Source organism: Paraburkholderia sp. CNPSo 3076 (assembly GCF_026343935.1).
Lineage (GTDB): Bacteria > Pseudomonadota > Gammaproteobacteria > Burkholderiales > Burkholderiaceae > Paraburkholderia > Paraburkholderia nodosa.
In genome coordinates, this window is sequence record NZ_JAPMAL010000004.1 from 81,248 (window position 1) to 97,303 (window position 16,056).

The following is a 16,056-nucleotide window of genomic DNA, read 5'->3' on the forward strand; positions in this document are numbered from 1 at the left end:
TCACGATGAGTCTCGACTACCAGGTTCCGCTGCGCGACATGCGCTTCGTGATCGACGAATGGATCGAAGCACCCGCATGGTGGCGCAGCGTTCCCGCATGGGAGGACCTCGACAGCGCGACGGCACAGCAGGTGCTCGAAGAAGCCGCTCGTTTCGTGATGGAACACATCGCGCCGCTGAACTCGGCGGGCGACCTCGAGGGTTGCCGCTTCGAGGGCGGCGAGGTCTCGATGCCCTCGGGCTTTCGCGAGGCGTACGCGGATTTCGTCGCGGCAGGCTGGCCCACGCTCGCGCTCGACGCCGACGCCAGCGGCCAGGGCTTGCCGCAACTGCTCGAAGTCGCGCTGCAGGAAATGCTCGCGGCGGCCAACCACGCATGGCTCATGTCGCCCGGCCTTACGCACGGCGCGACGGCGTGTCTGATGGCGCACGGCAGTGATGCACTGAAGCGCGACTGGCTGCCGAAGATCGCGAGCGGCGAGTGGCTTGCCACCATGTGCCTGACCGAGCCGCAGGCGGGCAGCGATCTCGCGTTGCTGCGCGCGCGAGCGACGCCCGACTCGGCGCACGGCGCCTGGCGCATCGACGGCAGCAAGATCTTCATCACGGGCGGCGAGCACGATCTGACCGAAAACATCGTGCACCTCGTGCTCGCGCGTCTGCCCGATGCGCCGGCGGGCACGAAGGGCCTCTCGCTCTTCGTGGTGCCGAAATGGACCTTCGGCGAGACCGGCGAGCGCGTGCGCAACGGCGTGCATTGCGAAGGCATCGAGAAGAAGATGGGCCTCAAGGCCAGCCCGACGTGCTCGATGCGTTTCGAACACGCGCTGGGCTGGCTGGTGGGCGAGCCGCATCGCGGCCTCGCTTCGATGTTCGTCATGATGAACGCGGCGCGCCTGCAGGTGGCGATGCAGGGCGTGGGCCATGCGCAGCTTGCCTGGCAGCGCGCGCATGCCTACGCGCACGAACGCGCGCAGATGCGCGCCGTGAGCGCGCCTGCGCATTACGAGGGCGAGCCGGCACAGGCCGCGCCGATTGCGTTTCATCCGGCCATGCGGCGCGTCCTGCTCGATTTGCGCGCGACGGTGGAGGGCGAGCGCGCCATCGGCTACTGGATCGGTTACTGGCTCGATGTGGCCGCGCGCCATCCCGATGCGCATGAACGCCAGGCGGCGGGGCAACTTGCCTCGCTGCTCACGCCTGTCGCCAAGGCGTTCTTCACCGCCAATGGATTTGCGGCGGCATCGAGCGCGGTGCAGGTGTTCGGCGGCTACGGCTATATCCACGAATACGGCGTGGAGCAGACCGTGCGCGACAGCCGCGTCGCCATGCTTTACGAAGGCACGAACGAAATCCAGGCAATCGATCTGCTCGTGCGCAAGGTGCTCGGCGACGGCGGCGAGACGTTGCGCGCGTTGCTCGCGCATGTCACGGCGGAGGCCGCACGCTGTATCGCTTCCCAGGATCACGCACTTCACAGCGCGGGCGCACGGCTCGTTGCGCTGGTGGCGGACGTGCGGCGCATTACGGATGAAATCGCGCAGAGCAGCGCGGACGATCGCGAGTTGCCCTACCGCGTGGCCGACGACTATCTCGCGCTCATCGGCTGGCTGCTGCTCGCGTTCGCCTGGGCGCGCACGCTGCGCATCGCGATGGATGCCTCTGCCGACGATCCGTTCTATGCCGGAAAGCGCATCACGGCGCATTACTTTTTCGCTTACCCGCTTGCGGCCTTCGATTACCGGCTGCGGCTCATCGAAGCGGGTTGCCGCGCTCCGCTGCCGTACACCTGAAAATATTTCAGCACGTAGATTAGAGTAACTAAGTAGTACCGGCGCGGTGAGAGGCCGCGATATTCCATTACAAAACGAGGAGGCAACGTGTCGTCATCGACTACGCAGGGGAGCGCGCGCACGGCGGCGGGAACCGCATGGGTGTTGGGTTTATGTCTGATCGTGGCGGTGCTGGAGGGCGTCGATCTCCAGTCGACGGGTGTGGCCGCGCCGCGCATGGCGCGCGAGTTCGGTCTTTCGGTGAGCCAGATGGGGCTCGCGTTCAGCGCGGGCATGCTCGGTCTCCTGCCCGGCGCGATGATCGGCGGACGCCTCGCCGACCGCATCGGGCGCAAGCGCGTGCTGCTGCTCTCGATGGTGGCGTTCGGCGTGTTCTCGATCTTCACCGCCCAGGTGTGGAGCTTCCCCACCCTGCTGGTGGCGCGCGTCTTGACCGGTATCGGCCTCGGCGGCGCCATGCCGAACCTGATCGCGCTCTCGGCCGAAGCCGTGGCGCCGCGGCTGCGCAATACGGCGGTCAGCATCATGTATTGCGGCATGCCGCTTGGCGGCGCGCTTGCGGCGCTGATTGGCGTGCTCAGTGCGGGCGACACCGAATGGCGGCATATCTTCTACGCGGGCGGCGTCGGACCGCTCGTGGTCGCGCCGCTGATCCTCGCTTGCCTGCCCGAATCCGCGGCCTATGAAGCGGCCTCAAGCCGCGCGCGGTCCACGCAGGGCGGCCCGCCGCCCACGTGGCGCGTGCTGTTCGGCGAGGGCCGCGCCGCGGTGACCGCGCAGATCTGGATCAGCTTTTTCTGCACGCTCATCGTGCTGTACTTCCTGCTCAACTGGCTGCCTTCGCTGATCGTGAGCCGCGGCCTCACGCGCAGCCAGGCCGGCGTCACGCAGATTTTCTTCAACGTCGGCAGCGTGATCGGCGTGCTTGCCATCGGCATGCTGATGGACCGCGTAAAGCCAGGGCGTGTCGTCGCGGCTGTCTATGGCGGCATCGCGATCTCGCTGTTCATGCTCGCGGGCGCGAGCAACCTGTTCTGGATCTCGGTTTCGGTGCTGCTCGCGGGTATGGGCGTGGTCGGAGCACAGTCGATGCTCTACGCGCTTTCCGCGACAAGCTACGCCACCGTCATGCGCGGCACCGGCGTGGGCGCGGCAGTCGCGGTGGGACGCGTGGGGTCGATCGTCGGTCCGCTCGCGGCAGGGCAGTTGCTGGCAGGCGGCGCGAGCGCCACGACGGTGATAGGCGCGAGCGTTCCAGTCACGTTGGTGGCGGCGCTCGCCGCGCTGCTCGCGGTGAGGCGAGCGCGCGAGTCCTGATATGCGGTGGCGGCGCGCCGTATTAGAGGTCGAGCACGAGCATGGGCGTGCGCGAGCGCGAGCAGCACGGCAGCAGTTGGTCGTTCGCGGCGCGCTCCTCGTCGGTCAGGTAGAGATCGCGGTGGTCCGGCTCGCCGGATAGCACGCGCGTGACGCAGGTGCCGCATACGCCTTGCTCGCATGAGACCGGCACCTCGACGCCGCCCGCGCGCAGCGCTTCGACGATCGTCGTACCAGCCGGGACGTCGAACACGCGCTGGCAGCTCGCGAGCGTGATCTGGAAGGCGCAGTTGGCGTCGGCGTTTGCGCTCGCGGGTTGTTGGGCAGCGCCGAAGTACTCGCGGTGCACGTTCTGAGCGGGCCACCCTGCGTTGGCCGCTGCGCCGAGCACGGCGTCGATGAAGCCCGCCGGGCCGCATACGTAGGCATGCTTACCGTCGTGCGGAGCGCGAAGCACGCGCGCGAGGTCGATGCGTGAATCGGTTCCTTCGCTGTCGAAATAGAAGTGTGTGTGTTCCGCAAAACCCGCTTCGGCAAGACGCTCGCGAAAGGCGGCGCGCTGTGGGTCGCGGGTACAGTAGTGCAGTTCGAACGCGCGGCCTTCCTCGCGCAACTGCTCGGCCATCGCGATGAGCGGCGTGATGCCGATACCGCCCGCGAGCAGGATGGTATGCGTGGCTTGGTCGTCTAGCGGGAAATGATTCTTCGGATGACTGATTTCCAGCCTTGTGCCTGCATCGAGCGCGTGCATCGCGACGGAGCCGCCGCGCGAAGCCGCATCGCGCAACACGCCGATGCGGTAGGCGCCGTTATCGGAGGGACGGTTGCAAAGCGAGTACTGGCGCACGAATCCATCCACATGGACGTCGATGTGCGCGCCCGCCGCGAACGCCGGGAGCGGCGCGCCGTCGACGCTCGCCAGTTCAAAAACGCAGATGTCGGTGGCAACGGGGATCTTGCGCAGAAGGGTGACTTTCATGATGCGTTGGGGCAATAGAAGGGGAGCGGCCGCGCGTACCCGCGCGACCGTGGCTTTGGTCGAATCAGACCGCCGCGGCGGTGGCCGTTGCGTTGCGCTCGGCGGCGATAAGCCGGTCGAGCACGCGGCGCGACTGCACGCCGCCGGCATCGATGTTGAGGCTCAGAATGCGGCGTTCGGGCCATGTGAGCAGATTGCGCTGCTGCGATTCGAGCATCTCGAGGTCCTCCGAGAAGATCTTGCCCTGTCCCGCGCGAATCGATTCGGTCAGCGCGTGGTCGTGCACGGCGAAGCTGCGCGCCATGCCCCAGAAATACCAGATCGACGTTTCGGTTTCCGGCGTAATGAAGTCGACGACGATGCTCGACGCCTTGTCGCGCGCATCGGCGTCGTATCCTCCCTTGCCCGCGTGCGCCACGCCCACTTCGATCATCACGTGGCTGGGCGGCGAGAAATGGCAGATCTGCCAGCGGTCGCAGGGCACGTTGTCGGCGAGGCCGTTGCCGCGCAGCGCCGCGGCCCAGAACGGCGGCGGCATGATGTTGTGCATGAAGCGGCTGGTGCTGACCACGTCGCCGTTGACCGTGGTCTTGGGCGGTGCTTCCTCGATCTCGGGCTGACCGATGCTCGAGGCGTGCACGTAGGTCTCGTGCGTGAGGTCCATGAGGTTGTCGACCATCAGGCGATAGTCGCACTGGATGTGATACAGGCCGCCGCCGTATGCCCACGCGGGGTTGTCGGCCCATTCGAGGTGATGGATCTTCGCCGGATCGGCTTGTGCCGCGTCGCCTGGCCACACCCAGACGAAGCCATAGCGCTCGACCGCGGGATAGCTGCGCACGGACGGAATACCGCCCACGCGCTGGCACGGCATGCTCACGCATTTCCCGCTCGCGGCCACGGTGAGGCCGTGATAGCCGCACACCAGATGCCCCTCGCGCACGCTGCCGAGCGAGAGCGGCGCACCGCGATGCGGGCAGAAGTTTTCGAGCGCGGCGACGCTGCCTTCGGCCGTGCGCCAGAACACCATGCGCTCGCCGCAGATTTGCCGCCCAAGCGGCTTGCCGTTGATTTCATCGGGGGTGCACGCGACATACCATGCGTTTTTCAGGAACATGTGTCTCCTCCAGGGCGCCTCGTTGCGCCTTCGTTCAGGGTGAGGGACGGCACGCATGCCGCCGTTCAATTCAAGCCGCTTAACAAGCCTGCATACCGCGCACTAGCGCGGATTGCGGCGAATGAGATTGCCGCCAATCAGCCTCGTCATGGCGCGCTGGTTGTCGAGCACGCGCTTGAGGTTCTGATGGGCGATATGCGAGTGCTCGCGCATCAGCGCTTCGGCGCGCGCGCCTTCGCGGCTTTCGATCGCTTCGAGCACCGCGCGATGCTGGGCCTGCGCAACGATCAGCGTTTCGCGCGCACGCGGGTCGAGCGACTGCACGACCACGAATGCGCTGGCCGATGCAAACGGCAAGGTGGCGACTTTTTCGATCTGCCGCGCAACCACTTCGCTATCGGAAGCCACGGCCAGCAGCCGGTGAAAGCGGCCATTCGCTTCGACATAGCGGGAAAAGGTCTCCTCGCTCAGTTCGCCCACGAGCAGTTCGTCGATCTCGTCAATGCAGTCGTGCAGGTCGCGGAACATCGAATGGGTGATGCCGCGCTCGGCGGCAAGGCGTGCAGCCAGCCCTTCGAGTGTGCCGCGCAATTCGATCGAGTCGCGTATTTCGTTTTCCGAAAACGAGCGTACGGCATAGCCGCCGCTCGGAATCGGTTCGAGCAGCCCTTCCTCCTGCAGGCGGATGAGCGCCGCGCGCACCGGCGTGCGCGAGACGCCAAGGCGCTCGACCACGGCCAGTTCGGAAATGCGATCGCCGGGTGCGAGTTCGCCGCCGAGTATCAGTTCTCGCAGCCCGAGTTGGGCTTTGACGGTCTGCGAAGCGGCGGAGCCGGCGCGCGTGCTGGTGGGGGTGTCGTCGATGCCGTTCATAAGCGAGGAAGTGGTGAGGAGCGAATGTAGATGCGGCCAGATGCAGCCTGCAGTCTGCGCCGCAATGTGTACAAATTGTATACAACTATTTGATCAATTCAATCTAACTGGCGTCAAATTCAGGGTAAACGTGGAAAAGTAAGCGGAAAGTAAAGAGAAATTGTGTACAGCGAGGGTCTTTTTTGATTGACATCAGTAGGTGAGGTTTCCTACGATCTCGCTCGGAGTTCGATAAACGAAACGACGTTCGTAATACGAACGAACAACAATCATGGAGACAAACGTGACGAGGCATGCCCAATCCCACCATCCGCACAAACCACACGATCTGAAAAACGAACGCAGAACGCTGATCCTGCTCGCCATCGGCTTCGGACTGGTCGGGCTCGATCGCTGGATGATCGCGCCGCTCTTTCCCCACATGATGAAAGACCTCAACCTGAGCTACCAGCAGCTCGGCCAGTTGATCGGCATTCTCAGCATTGCGTGGGGCGTGTTCTCGATCCTCATGGGCCGCCTGTCCGACCGCATCGGCCGGCGCAAGATCATGATCGCGGCGATGGTGATGTTCTCGCTGCTCTCGAGCTTCTCCGGATTCGCCACCGGCTTCGCGAGCCTGCTGCTCATCCGCGCGTTGATGGGCGTCGCAGAGGGCGCATTCACGCCCACGAGCGTGGCAACGGTCGGCGAGGCCTCGCATCCGTCGCGCCGCGGGCGCAATCAGGGGCTGCAGCTCAGCATGTTCGCGCTGATGGGCCTTGGCCTCGCGCCGATCATTGCGACGCAGTTGTTGCGCGTCGTGCCGTCGTGGCACTGGGTGTTCGCGGTTTCCGCCGTGCCGGGTCTCATCGTGGCGGTTCTGATCGCGACGATGTTGCGCGACGCGCCGCAAATCAAGCCGGCGCACGCAACGGTTGCGCACGCAACGGGCGGTCCACGCTGGAGCGCGCTCTTCGGCAGCCGCAATGTCGTGCTCGCCATGCTGGCCACGCTTTGCGCGATGGCTGGCATCTTCGTGATCGGCGCGATGGTGCCCAACTATCTCGTGGACTATCTGCACCTCGACACCTCGCAGATGGGCTTTGTCGTGTCGGCGATCGGTTTCGGCGGCTTTCTCGGCGAGTTCGGTCTTGCCAGTCTCTCCGACGTCGCGGGGCGGCGGTTGACTTCGGTCGTCTCGTTCGCGGGCGCGGCGATTTCGCTCTATGTGTTCGCCCGCATCGGCGCGAACCCGTGGATGCTCTTTGCGGTGCTGTTCGTCGTTTCGTTCTTCGCGCTTGGCATGCTGGGCGTTCTCACCGGGCCGATCGCGACTGAAGCGGCGCCGGCGGGTCTCGTCGCCTCGGCCATTGGCATTACTTCGGGCGCCGGCGAGATTTTTGGCGGCGGCATTGCGCCGGCTATTGCCGGGTATGTCGCGCAGCACGACGGCATTCAGTTCACGCTGCAGTTCGCGCTCGGCGGGCTGATCTGCGGCATCTTCGTTTCGATGTTCCTGATCGAAACCGCACCGCGCGCGCTGGCGCGCCGTCCGGTCCCAGTCGCATTGCAATCCGACTGATGTTGCGGTAGCGGCGCCCCGGCGCCGTTACTGTTTCCCGAAGTTCGAAGATTATTCCAATTACTAAGGCATCCGTAATAAATGGATGCCGACAAAGAGATCAAGGTAAAGGAGACGTCAATGAAGAGCCTCGCACTGTGGTGCACGGCGGTATCGGTGATGGCTTGCGCGCAGGCACATGCGGAAGGCGCCCCCGCGGGCGACAGCGTGTTGCTCTACGGCATGGTGGACGCGGGCGTGTCGTGGGTCAGCAACCAGGGCGGCCACTCGGTGTTGAAGTTCGACGACGGCATTTTCACGCCGAACCTGCTCGGAATACGCGGCCGCGAAGATCTGGGCGGCGGCTTGCATGCGGTGTTCGATCTCGTCGATCAATTTTCGATGGGGACCGGTTCGATCATCTCGGGTCAAGGGATCTTCGGGCGCAACGCGTACGTTGGCCTCGACAGCGACCAGTACGGCAGGCTGACGATGGGCAACCAGTACGACTTTATGACCGATTCGCTGTTTTTCGGGCACGACGACGCAGCGATGGAAGTCGGGGGCCTCTACAATTTCCGCGCGGGCCCGTTTGCGAAGATCGCGATTCCGGGCAATCCGCCCTTTGCGCCGCAGTTCGACTGGGACCGCATGGCCGGCGCCACGGTCGAGAACTCGGTCAAGTATCAATCGCCGAAGTTTGCCGGATTCAGCTTCGGCGGCCTGTACGGCTTTGGTGGCATTCCGGGCGCATTCGGACGCGGCAACACGGTCAGCGCCGGCGCGAATTACGCCAACGGCGCGTTCGGCATGGCGGCGGCCTACACGGAAGCCAAATATGTAGAGGCCGGCGAACCCGATGTCGGCATTCGCAACTGGGGCGTGGGCGCGCACTACGATTTCGGCAAGGTCATGGCGACGCTGCTGGTGACGACCGTGCGCAACACCTTCAACGGCGGCGCCATTGCCCAGGCCGAAGCCGGTGCGAACTGGCTGCTCGCGCCAGACTGGGCGATTGCCGCCGACTACATGTACATGAAGGGCAATGCGTATCTCGACAACAATCACGCGCACCAGATCACGGCCATCGTCGATCACTTCCTGTCCAAGCGGACGGTCGTGTATGCGGAGACCGTGTATCAGCGTACGAACGCCGGGGCTCAGGCACTGATTAGCGGCGTGCTCGACCCCAATGGTACGTCGAGTGGTCCTAACCAGTTCATCGCTCGCGTGGGCGTGCAGACGCGGTTCTGAACCCGGGCGCGTGCAAGCGCCGAGCCTGACTTGAAAGACCAGTTTCCGGCAATGCCTCACGGGGCGCTTTCCCGGCGCCCTCAACCTGCTATCCAGCGACAGGCATAAGCATCGATTCGATGCCCAATATGTCCCCGGAAAAATATCGTTTTATTTTTCCGGTGCTGAAATGACATAATCACTGCCCCGCCCGCGCGGCGCGCGGCAGGCCGCGTCACATTCCATTCATAACCCTTTTGACGACCCCGCTAATCGCAGGGCCGCACGCAATTCTTTATTTGATGTTAATTTAAACGTCATTCCCGATTGGCCATTTAAACGGCGATTTTCCCCATTTTTTGGTGCGAAATTGCCGAACAATGGCTTTTATTATTCGCCACACACAAAACAGTCATAGAAACATGAATGACCGTTCTCTCAATCTCGCGCCCGCGCCGCTCGAAGAGACGACACTGCGCCAGTGGTTGTCTGTCTTTGCCGTGGCGATCAGCGCATTCGCGTTCGTAACGTCTGAATTCCTGCCGGTCGGTTTGCTCACCGAGATCGCCCGCGACCTCGGCGTGACGCCGGGCACGGCCGGCCTCATGGTGACCACCCCGGGCGTGATGGCGGCGATCTTCGCGCCGGGCCTGATGATGTTTGCCGGCCGCATGGACCGGCGGCAGGTATTTCTCCTGCTCACGGCCATGCTGCTCGCGTCGAATATCGTCTCCGCACTTGCGACGAATTTCGCGCTCATGCTGGTTGGCCGCGCGATGCTCGGCGCCGCGCTCGGCGGCTTCTGGACCCTCGCAACCGCAGCCGCGGGCCGCCTCGTGCATACGAGCGACGCCGCGCGCGCAACGGCCATTATCCTGACCGGCGTGACCTTCGCGACGGTGATCGGCGTGCCGCTCGGCACCTTTATCGCCGGTTTCGCGTCGTGGCGCATGTCGTTTTTCGTGACGGGCGGCCTCGTCGCGCTCGCGCTCGTTGCGCAGGCGTTGCTGGTGCCAACGCTGCCTTCCGCCGCCGCATTGCGTCTCGCCGATTTCGCCACGCTGCTGCGCCGCCCGCATGTGCGCCTGAGCATGCTGATGGTGGCGCTCGTGTTCGGCGCGCATTTCTCGACCTACACGTTCATTGCCCCGCTGCTTCAGCAGGACTTCTCGATGAGCGCGATCACGCTGCTGCTGCTCGCATTCGGCGTGATCGGCTTTTTCTCGAACGCGCTGACTTCGGCGGTCGTCGCCACGCGCCTGAAGTTCGCCGTGGCGACGATGACGGCGCTGCTGTTGTGCGCGCTCTCGGCGATGATTCTGCTCGACCACGTGCGAATTGGCGAGATCGCGGCGATGCTGATGTGGGGCGTGGCGTTCGGCGCGATTCCGCTGTGCTTCTCCGTGTGGATTCAGCGCGGTACGGCCGATCTCGCCGAAGCGGGCTCGGCGATGTTCGTGAGCGTGATCCAGGTGGCGATTGCGCTTGGCTCGTTGGTGGGCGGCACGATCGTGGACCGTGCGGGCATACGTGCCGATCTGGTGCTCGGCTGCGCGCTCGCGGTGTTCGGACTCGTGACATTGCAGCGGCTGGCGGCAATGGAGCGGCCGGCGCGCGTCGCGGCGCTCGAATGCGAATGCAGCCCGTCGCTCGATTGAAACGATTGATACGAAAGCGACGCAAGGCGGCGAGCCATCGACCTCGCCGCCCCGTGATGCACGAAACGCGCACGCGTGTTCTGGGTCTGCGCAAAGGGACCTGATGTCATTGCACCACGTTAGCGCATCGCACCGCGCCAACGTTTGCGAACGGGCATGATCGTTCGCCCCCAAGGCTCGCCGAATTACGCGTGCCACGCTCACGCGTAACCCCCTCAAGTGACGCCCGGTTTCGGCCGATATGCAAAGTGGTTCCCCTGCGTTCCGCAGGGTCCGCCATTCCCGAACTGAAAGCGAGCGTTACGTGCACGGAATCAAGTTTGCCTGGCTGCTGTCTGGTCTGATCGGCATGCTCTTGCTCCTGGGTTGCGATCAGCAGAACGGCGCCCTGAGCAGCAAGGCCGCGCCGGTACGGACCACCATCACCGCGCTGATCTGGGCGCCGGACTGGCCGGAGGAGATGCTCCAGATCGCCGCCGAGTTCGACAAGCTCGATCCCGACGTGCACGTGAACGTGCAGTTCATGGTCGGCAACTCGGTCGAGGGGAACATCAAGCCGCGCGTGGCGGCGGGCACGCTGCCGGACCTCGTCAGCATCAATCCGAACGCCTATGCCGCCGAGCTGGCCGACCAGGGCGTGCTCGCCGATGTCCGCCAGAGCGCCGCATGGAAGAACATGCTCGATCCGCTCAAGGCCGACTGGACCAGTCGCGACGGCAGGGGCTTCGGCGTTTCGGGCGGCGTGGCGACGACGATGATCTATTACAACCGCGCCATGTTCGCCAAGGCCGGCATCGACACGCTGCCGACGAATTTCGATGAGTTTCTGGCGGTGTGCGCCAGGCTCAAGCAGGCGGGCATGATTCCGGTGATGTGGAGCGGCGGCTTTCCGAACATGCTCGGCAACGGGCCATTCGCTTCGGGCTTTGCCAACAATGTAGTCGCGCGCGAGCCTTACTGGAAAGAAAAAATGGCGGACGGCACGCTGAACCTCGATACGCCAGAGGTGGCCGAGATCTTCGCCAGGATCGCGTTGATACCCGAGCGCGGTTACGCGCAGCCGTCGTTCATGACGACGGGCTACGACGAGGGCATTCGCCTTTTCAAGGAAGGCAAGGTGGCGATGGCGTTCCAGGGCAGCTGGGCCGCCGGGCTCATGCTGCATGGAAACGATTTCTCGGTGGGCGTGTTCGTGCCGCCGTGGAACGCGCGCGGCGAACGCGTCGTGCCGGTGCTCGGCAGCGAAACGGGCTTCGCCGTTTGCGAAACGCCCAACAAGGCCGCGGCCATGCGTTTTCTGGAATTCATCGCCGGCAAGGGATTCCCGATTCTTCAGAGGAAGCGCCACAACATTTCGCCTCTTCAGCAAGGCATGGGCACCGTGGTGAGCGACGTGGAGATCGTCGACTACGCGAACGCGGTCAGCCGTTATCCGGTCACGGCAAGCCCCTATTATTCTTCGCTTCCTTCCAACACGATTGAGCTGGTGCATAAATTGATGCAGGATGTGCTGCTCAGGAAAATTACACCCAGGCAGGCTGCGCAGCGCCTGGACATCTCGGTCAAGACTGAAGCGAAGATGCACTACAAATGAATGCAATCTCCGCGCTGCTGCGACGCGCTTTCGACTACCTCTGCCAGGATTTGCTTCGACGCGTCGAGATTCGCTATCGACTGATTGCCGCTTTCATTCTGTTGGCGCTGTTGCCCATTATCATTTCGGGCTGCATTTCCTATGTGAAGTCGGTTGCGGCGATCAAGGAAAATGCGGAGATATTTTCGAAAGAGGTAGTGAGGCAGGTTTCGAGAAATGTCGAACTGCGCATGCATCAGATCGAAACGGAAAGTAATCTTCTCGTACTTTCGGACCGGGTCCAGGCCGCGCTGTCGAGAGCGGCGAGCGGCAGCGCCAGGGAGCAGAGCGAGGCGCGCGAGGACATGACGCGTTTGCTGCTCGAGCATTATGGATCGGTCGATTTCATCAACCAGAAATATTTGCTCGACCAGAAAGACCGGATTCTGGATACGCAGGCATTTGCGCAGTTGACTTCGGGCGTGACGGCGCTCGTCGGCATTGCCGAAGAGTCGCATGAACGCACCTACTGGGGCAGCTACGACGACGGCGTCGGCCAGCAGAACCTGGGGATGGTGCGCGCCATCTACAACAAGAGCGACAACGCGAAGATCGGCAGTCTGGTTCTGGTCGTTCGCCCGGAATACTTCTCGGCGATTTTCAACGACGTCGCGACGGGCAGCGGAACGGAGATTTACGTATTCGATGCGAGCGACAACAAGATCATCGTAGTCCCGAATCATGCGTCGTCGCCCAACCCGGGCGCGGCGCCCGAGCCCGGCCTGATCGAGGATATCGCGCGCCACCGCGTATCGGGCGAGTCGAGCCGGTTCGTCAATTTCGCAGCCAGGCGCGGCGGCCATTATCTTGCCGCCTACGCGCGCATTCCCGGCACGAGCTGGTTCGTGGTCAGCACGATCGCTGAACAGAATCTCACCGCGGAGGCACAGGCCGTACGCAACCAGATCGTGGTGGTCGGCATCTCCGGGTTTCTGCTTTCGATTTTTCTTGCCTACTTTATTTCGTACAGCATTTCGGCGCCGCTCCAGGATCTGGTGCGCCGGATGCACGACACCGGCGAGGATGCCGGCGCCGTCGAGGACGATGGCAAGGACGGGGAAGGCGCGCTTGGCGGACCAGACGAACTGGCGCGGCTGGCGCAGCGTTTTGAGCGTATGCGCACGGCGATCAGGCAGAAGATTCTCAAGATCAACGAAATCAATGCGTCGCTCGAACAGACTGTCGTCGACCGAACGGCGGAACTCGTCGCCCGCGAACGGGAGTCGCGCACGCTGATCGAGAATTCGCCCGACACGATCACGCGATATGACCGCGAGCTGCGCCGCACCTTCGCCAATCCGGCCTTTTGCACATCGGCGGGATGCGATCTCGCCACCGTCCTCGGCAAGCGGCCTTCGGAGCTTCCTGGCGGGGCCAATGCGCTGGTCTACGAAAGGAAGATCGGCGAAGTCATCGCGACGGGAAAAAGCGCGCAGTTCGAATTGCGGTGGGCGGGAAAGGACGGGCAGGAACAATGCACTCACATTCGCATCACGCCTGAGATCGATCGCTCCGGCCATGTCACTTCGGTGCTGGCAGTCGGTCGCGACCTCTCCGACCGGATGGCGTTCGAGGCGACCATCTGGAAGCAGGCCAATTTCGATGCGCTGACGGGTCTGCCGAACCGGCAGCTCTTTCACGATCGTCTCACTGAGGAGGCCACGCTCGCGCGCCGTTCGCAAAGGCGCGTGGCCCTGATGTTGATCGACCTCGATCGCTTCAAGGAGGTCAACGACTCGCTGGGGCACGACCGCGGCGACGTGCTGCTGATCGAGGCTGGGCGCCGCATCAGCGCGTGCGTGCGCAATCTGGATACCGTCGCGCGGCTGGGCGGCGACGAGTTCACGGTGATCTTGCCCGATCTCGAAGACATGGAAACGGTCGAGCAGACCGTGCGCAATATCAATCGCAGACTGACTGAACCGTTCAAACTCGGCGCGGACGAGGTCTACATTTCGGCGAGTATCGGCGTCACCGTTTTCCCCGACGACACGGTTGAACTCGACGCGTTGTTCAAGAACGCCGACCAGGCCATGTACGCGGCCAAGAATGCCGGACGGAACCGCTTCAGTTACTTCACGCCCGACATGCAGCTGGAGGCGGAAACGCGCTTGCGCCTGACCAGCGACCTGCGTTCGGCGCTGCCGCGCAATCAGCTTCGGCTGCTTTATCAGCCGGTCGTGGACCTCGCAACGGGCCGGGTCTGCAAAGCGGAGGCCCTGTTACGCTGGCTGCATCCCGAGCGCGGCATGATCAGTCCGCTGGAATTCATTCCGCTGGCCGAAGACACGGGCCTGATCATTCCCATCGGCGACTGGGTGTTCAGGCAAGCCGTGCAACAAGCGCGCGTATGGCGTGAGCAATACGATCCGTCGTTCCAGATCAGTGTGAACATGTCGCCGGTGCAGGTCCGCCAGGACAGCACGGTTGGCGTGCGGTGGCACGACTATCTCGATCGCGAGGGTGTGCCGGGGCAAAGCGTGGTGGTGGAAATCACCGAGGGGCTGCTGCTGCAGGCCGAATCGAATATCGACGAGAGGCTGCTCGATTTCCGTCTTGCGGGCATTGGCATTTCGATCGACGACTTCGGCACCGGCTATTCCTCGCTGGCCTATCTCAAACGCTTCGACATCGATTACCTGAAAATCGATCGCTCGTTTGTCCAGAACCTGAGCGTGGACGAAAACAATCAGGTGCTCTGCGAGGCGATGGTGGTGCTTGCGCACAAGCTGGGAATCCAGGTCATCGCCGAAGGCGTGGAAACCGTCGAGCAACGGGATTTTCTCAAGTCGATGGGCTGTGATTTCGCGCAGGGCTATTTGTACTCCAGGCCGATCGAGCCCGAGCAGTTCGAACAGGTGGTCTGGCCGTTGATCGCAGAAGGCGCGGCGGGCGAGCAGGAGCGAAGCGATCGCTAACGTATCGATGCGGCGGCATCGCATCGACTCACTGCGCAACGACCCGAAATAATCAGCCAGCATATAAATCGACGCGTTCGGGCGTTCTGTGCGAAGACGTACGGAACACGAAAGCTTGTTCCCTCAGTCTACGGTCTGCATTGACCGTGTGCCTGTATTCGCCGATCGGGCTGCGCGAGGGACCGCAATGAACGTGCTGGACGATGAACGGCCGCTCGATGAAATCGTGCGGATAGACGTGCAGAGTGCGCAGGCGCTCGCCCAGTCGATGGACAACGACGGAGTGGGCGTGCTCGATGACATCGTGCCAGCCGCAATGCTCACGAAGCTGCGCAGCGGGGTAGCCGAGCTGGTCGGGCAGCAGGGCGCCCGATACTTTGGCTTTAGCGGGGCGCAATGGATAACGGGCACCTGTCTCGCCCCGCTTTTCGAAGACTCGGGGCTGCATGCGTTATTGCGCCAGCTGTATGTGCGCAAGATGGGGACGCCGCCGCCGAGCGACCGGATTCTGCCGGTGATGCGCGTGCTATCGGGAAAACAGGGCATCCGTCACTCGAACAATTTCCACTACGACTCGTACGCCATATCGATCCTGCTGCCGATTCTGATTCCCAATGACCCGGGCGAACTGGCCGGCAATCTCGTGACGTTTCCGAATCTACGCAATGCGCGGCGCTTTGCGATCGTCAATATCGTCGAGAAGGCAATCGTGGAAAAGCTGCTCGCGAGGATCTGGCGCTCACCGCGTGTGCAGAAATGGCTTTCTGCGAAAGTCGTGACGTTGCAGCCGGGTAATCTTTACTTCATTTGGGGCTTGCGCTCGCTGCATGCGAATCAGGCCTGCGCGCTTTCCAGCGTTCGATGCACGGTGCTGTTCCATTTCGGCGACCCGCACGAAAGCAGTGTCTTCAAAGGGATCAGCCAGCGGCTGCACAACATGAAGCTGCGGCGCATGGCGCGCGATTGATGCGTTGTACATCCCTCGCGCGCCGCCG

Annotated in this window: 11 protein-coding genes; 8 read left to right on the forward strand and 3 right to left on the reverse strand. The window is 63.3% G+C overall.

The genetic code is table 11. The annotated features are described in order from the left end of the window. The first annotated feature begins 5 nt into the window (after positions 1-5). Together M3A49_RS06240 and mhpT are read left to right on the forward strand one after the other, a co-directional pair. Positions 6-1,793 (forward strand): acyl-CoA dehydrogenase family protein, encoded by a 1,788-nt coding sequence (locus tag M3A49_RS06240; RefSeq protein ID WP_266227915.1) that lies wholly within the window; start codon positions 6-8, stop codon positions 1,791-1,793. An 87-nt stretch (positions 1,794-1,880) separates the two neighbouring features. After that, on the forward strand, positions 1,881-3,110 hold the full coding sequence (mhpT, locus tag M3A49_RS06245; protein ID WP_266227916.1) for a 3-(3-hydroxy-phenyl)propionate transporter MhpT: 1,230 nt from the start codon (positions 1,881-1,883) through the stop codon (positions 3,108-3,110). A gap of 22 nt (positions 3,111-3,132) precedes the next feature. On the opposite strand, the gene M3A49_RS06250 is transcribed toward mhpT, so the two are convergent. From M3A49_RS06250 to M3A49_RS06260, 3 genes are all read right to left on the reverse strand, one after another. Then, the gene (locus tag M3A49_RS06250; RefSeq protein WP_266227917.1) at positions 3,133-4,089 is read right to left on the reverse strand and encodes a PDR/VanB family oxidoreductase; all 957 of its coding nucleotides are present in this window, start codon (positions 4,087-4,089) and stop codon (positions 3,133-3,135) included. 64 nt (positions 4,090-4,153) lie between these two features. Then, on the reverse strand, positions 4,154-5,206 hold the full coding sequence (locus M3A49_RS06255; RefSeq protein ID WP_266227918.1) for an aromatic ring-hydroxylating oxygenase subunit alpha: 1,053 nt from the start codon (positions 5,204-5,206) through the stop codon (positions 4,154-4,156). A gap of 102 nt (positions 5,207-5,308) precedes the next feature. Then, on the reverse strand, positions 5,309-6,079 hold the full coding sequence (locus M3A49_RS06260) for a GntR family transcriptional regulator (protein ID WP_266227919.1): 771 nt from the start codon (positions 6,077-6,079) through the stop codon (positions 5,309-5,311). Between the two features lie 283 nt (positions 6,080-6,362). Between M3A49_RS06260 and M3A49_RS06265 the strand changes: the two genes are divergently transcribed. From M3A49_RS06265 to M3A49_RS06290, 6 genes are all read left to right on the forward strand, one after another. Continuing rightward, the gene (locus tag M3A49_RS06265) at positions 6,363-7,640 is read left to right on the forward strand and encodes an MFS transporter (protein WP_266227920.1); all 1,278 of its coding nucleotides are present in this window, start codon (positions 6,363-6,365) and stop codon (positions 7,638-7,640) included. A gap of 120 nt (positions 7,641-7,760) precedes the next feature. Then, complete coding sequence (locus M3A49_RS06270) at positions 7,761-8,873, forward strand: porin (protein WP_416338922.1); 1,113 nt, start codon at positions 7,761-7,763, stop codon at positions 8,871-8,873. 401 nt (positions 8,874-9,274) lie between these two features. Then, positions 9,275-10,510 carry an MFS transporter gene (locus tag M3A49_RS06275; RefSeq protein WP_266227921.1) on the forward strand — a complete coding sequence of 412 codons (1,236 nt, stop codon included), beginning with the start codon at positions 9,275-9,277 and terminating at the stop codon, positions 10,508-10,510. A 349-nt stretch (positions 10,511-10,859) separates the two neighbouring features. Next, complete coding sequence (locus tag M3A49_RS06280; RefSeq protein ID WP_266228073.1) at positions 10,860-12,104, forward strand: ABC transporter substrate-binding protein; 1,245 nt, start codon at positions 10,860-10,862, stop codon at positions 12,102-12,104. Continuing rightward, entirely contained in the window at positions 12,101-15,061 is a 2,961-nt protein-coding gene (locus tag M3A49_RS06285; protein ID WP_266227922.1) for an EAL domain-containing protein, read from the forward strand. Before M3A49_RS06280 ends, M3A49_RS06285 begins: the two co-directional genes overlap by 4 nt. A 187-nt stretch (positions 15,062-15,248) precedes the next feature. Then, complete coding sequence (locus M3A49_RS06290; protein WP_266227924.1) at positions 15,249-16,028, forward strand: hypothetical protein; 780 nt, start codon at positions 15,249-15,251, stop codon at positions 16,026-16,028. Positions 16,029-16,056: the final 28 nt, after the last annotated feature.

Coding starts and splice junctions, on each gene's coding strand:
- M3A49_RS06290 (WP_266227924.1), top strand. CDS start 15,249: ATGAACGTGCTGGACGATGAACGGCCGCTCGATGAAATCGTGCGGATA.
- M3A49_RS06285 (WP_266227922.1), top strand. CDS start 12,101: ATGAATGCAATCTCCGCGCTGCTGCGACGCGCTTTCGACTACCTCTGC.
- M3A49_RS06275 (WP_266227921.1), top strand. CDS start 9,275: ATGAATGACCGTTCTCTCAATCTCGCGCCCGCGCCGCTCGAAGAGACG.
- M3A49_RS06280 (WP_266228073.1), top strand. CDS start 10,860: ATGCTCTTGCTCCTGGGTTGCGATCAGCAGAACGGCGCCCTGAGCAGC.
- M3A49_RS06255 (WP_266227918.1), bottom strand. CDS start 5,206: ATGTTCCTGAAAAACGCATGGTATGTCGCGTGCACCCCCGATGAAATC.
- M3A49_RS06240 (WP_266227915.1), top strand. CDS start 6: ATGAGTCTCGACTACCAGGTTCCGCTGCGCGACATGCGCTTCGTGATC.
- M3A49_RS06250 (WP_266227917.1), bottom strand. CDS start 4,089: ATGAAAGTCACCCTTCTGCGCAAGATCCCCGTTGCCACCGACATCTGC.
- M3A49_RS06270 (WP_416338922.1), top strand. CDS start 7,761: ATGAAGAGCCTCGCACTGTGGTGCACGGCGGTATCGGTGATGGCTTGC.
- M3A49_RS06260 (WP_266227919.1), bottom strand. CDS start 6,079: ATGAACGGCATCGACGACACCCCCACCAGCACGCGCGCCGGCTCCGCC.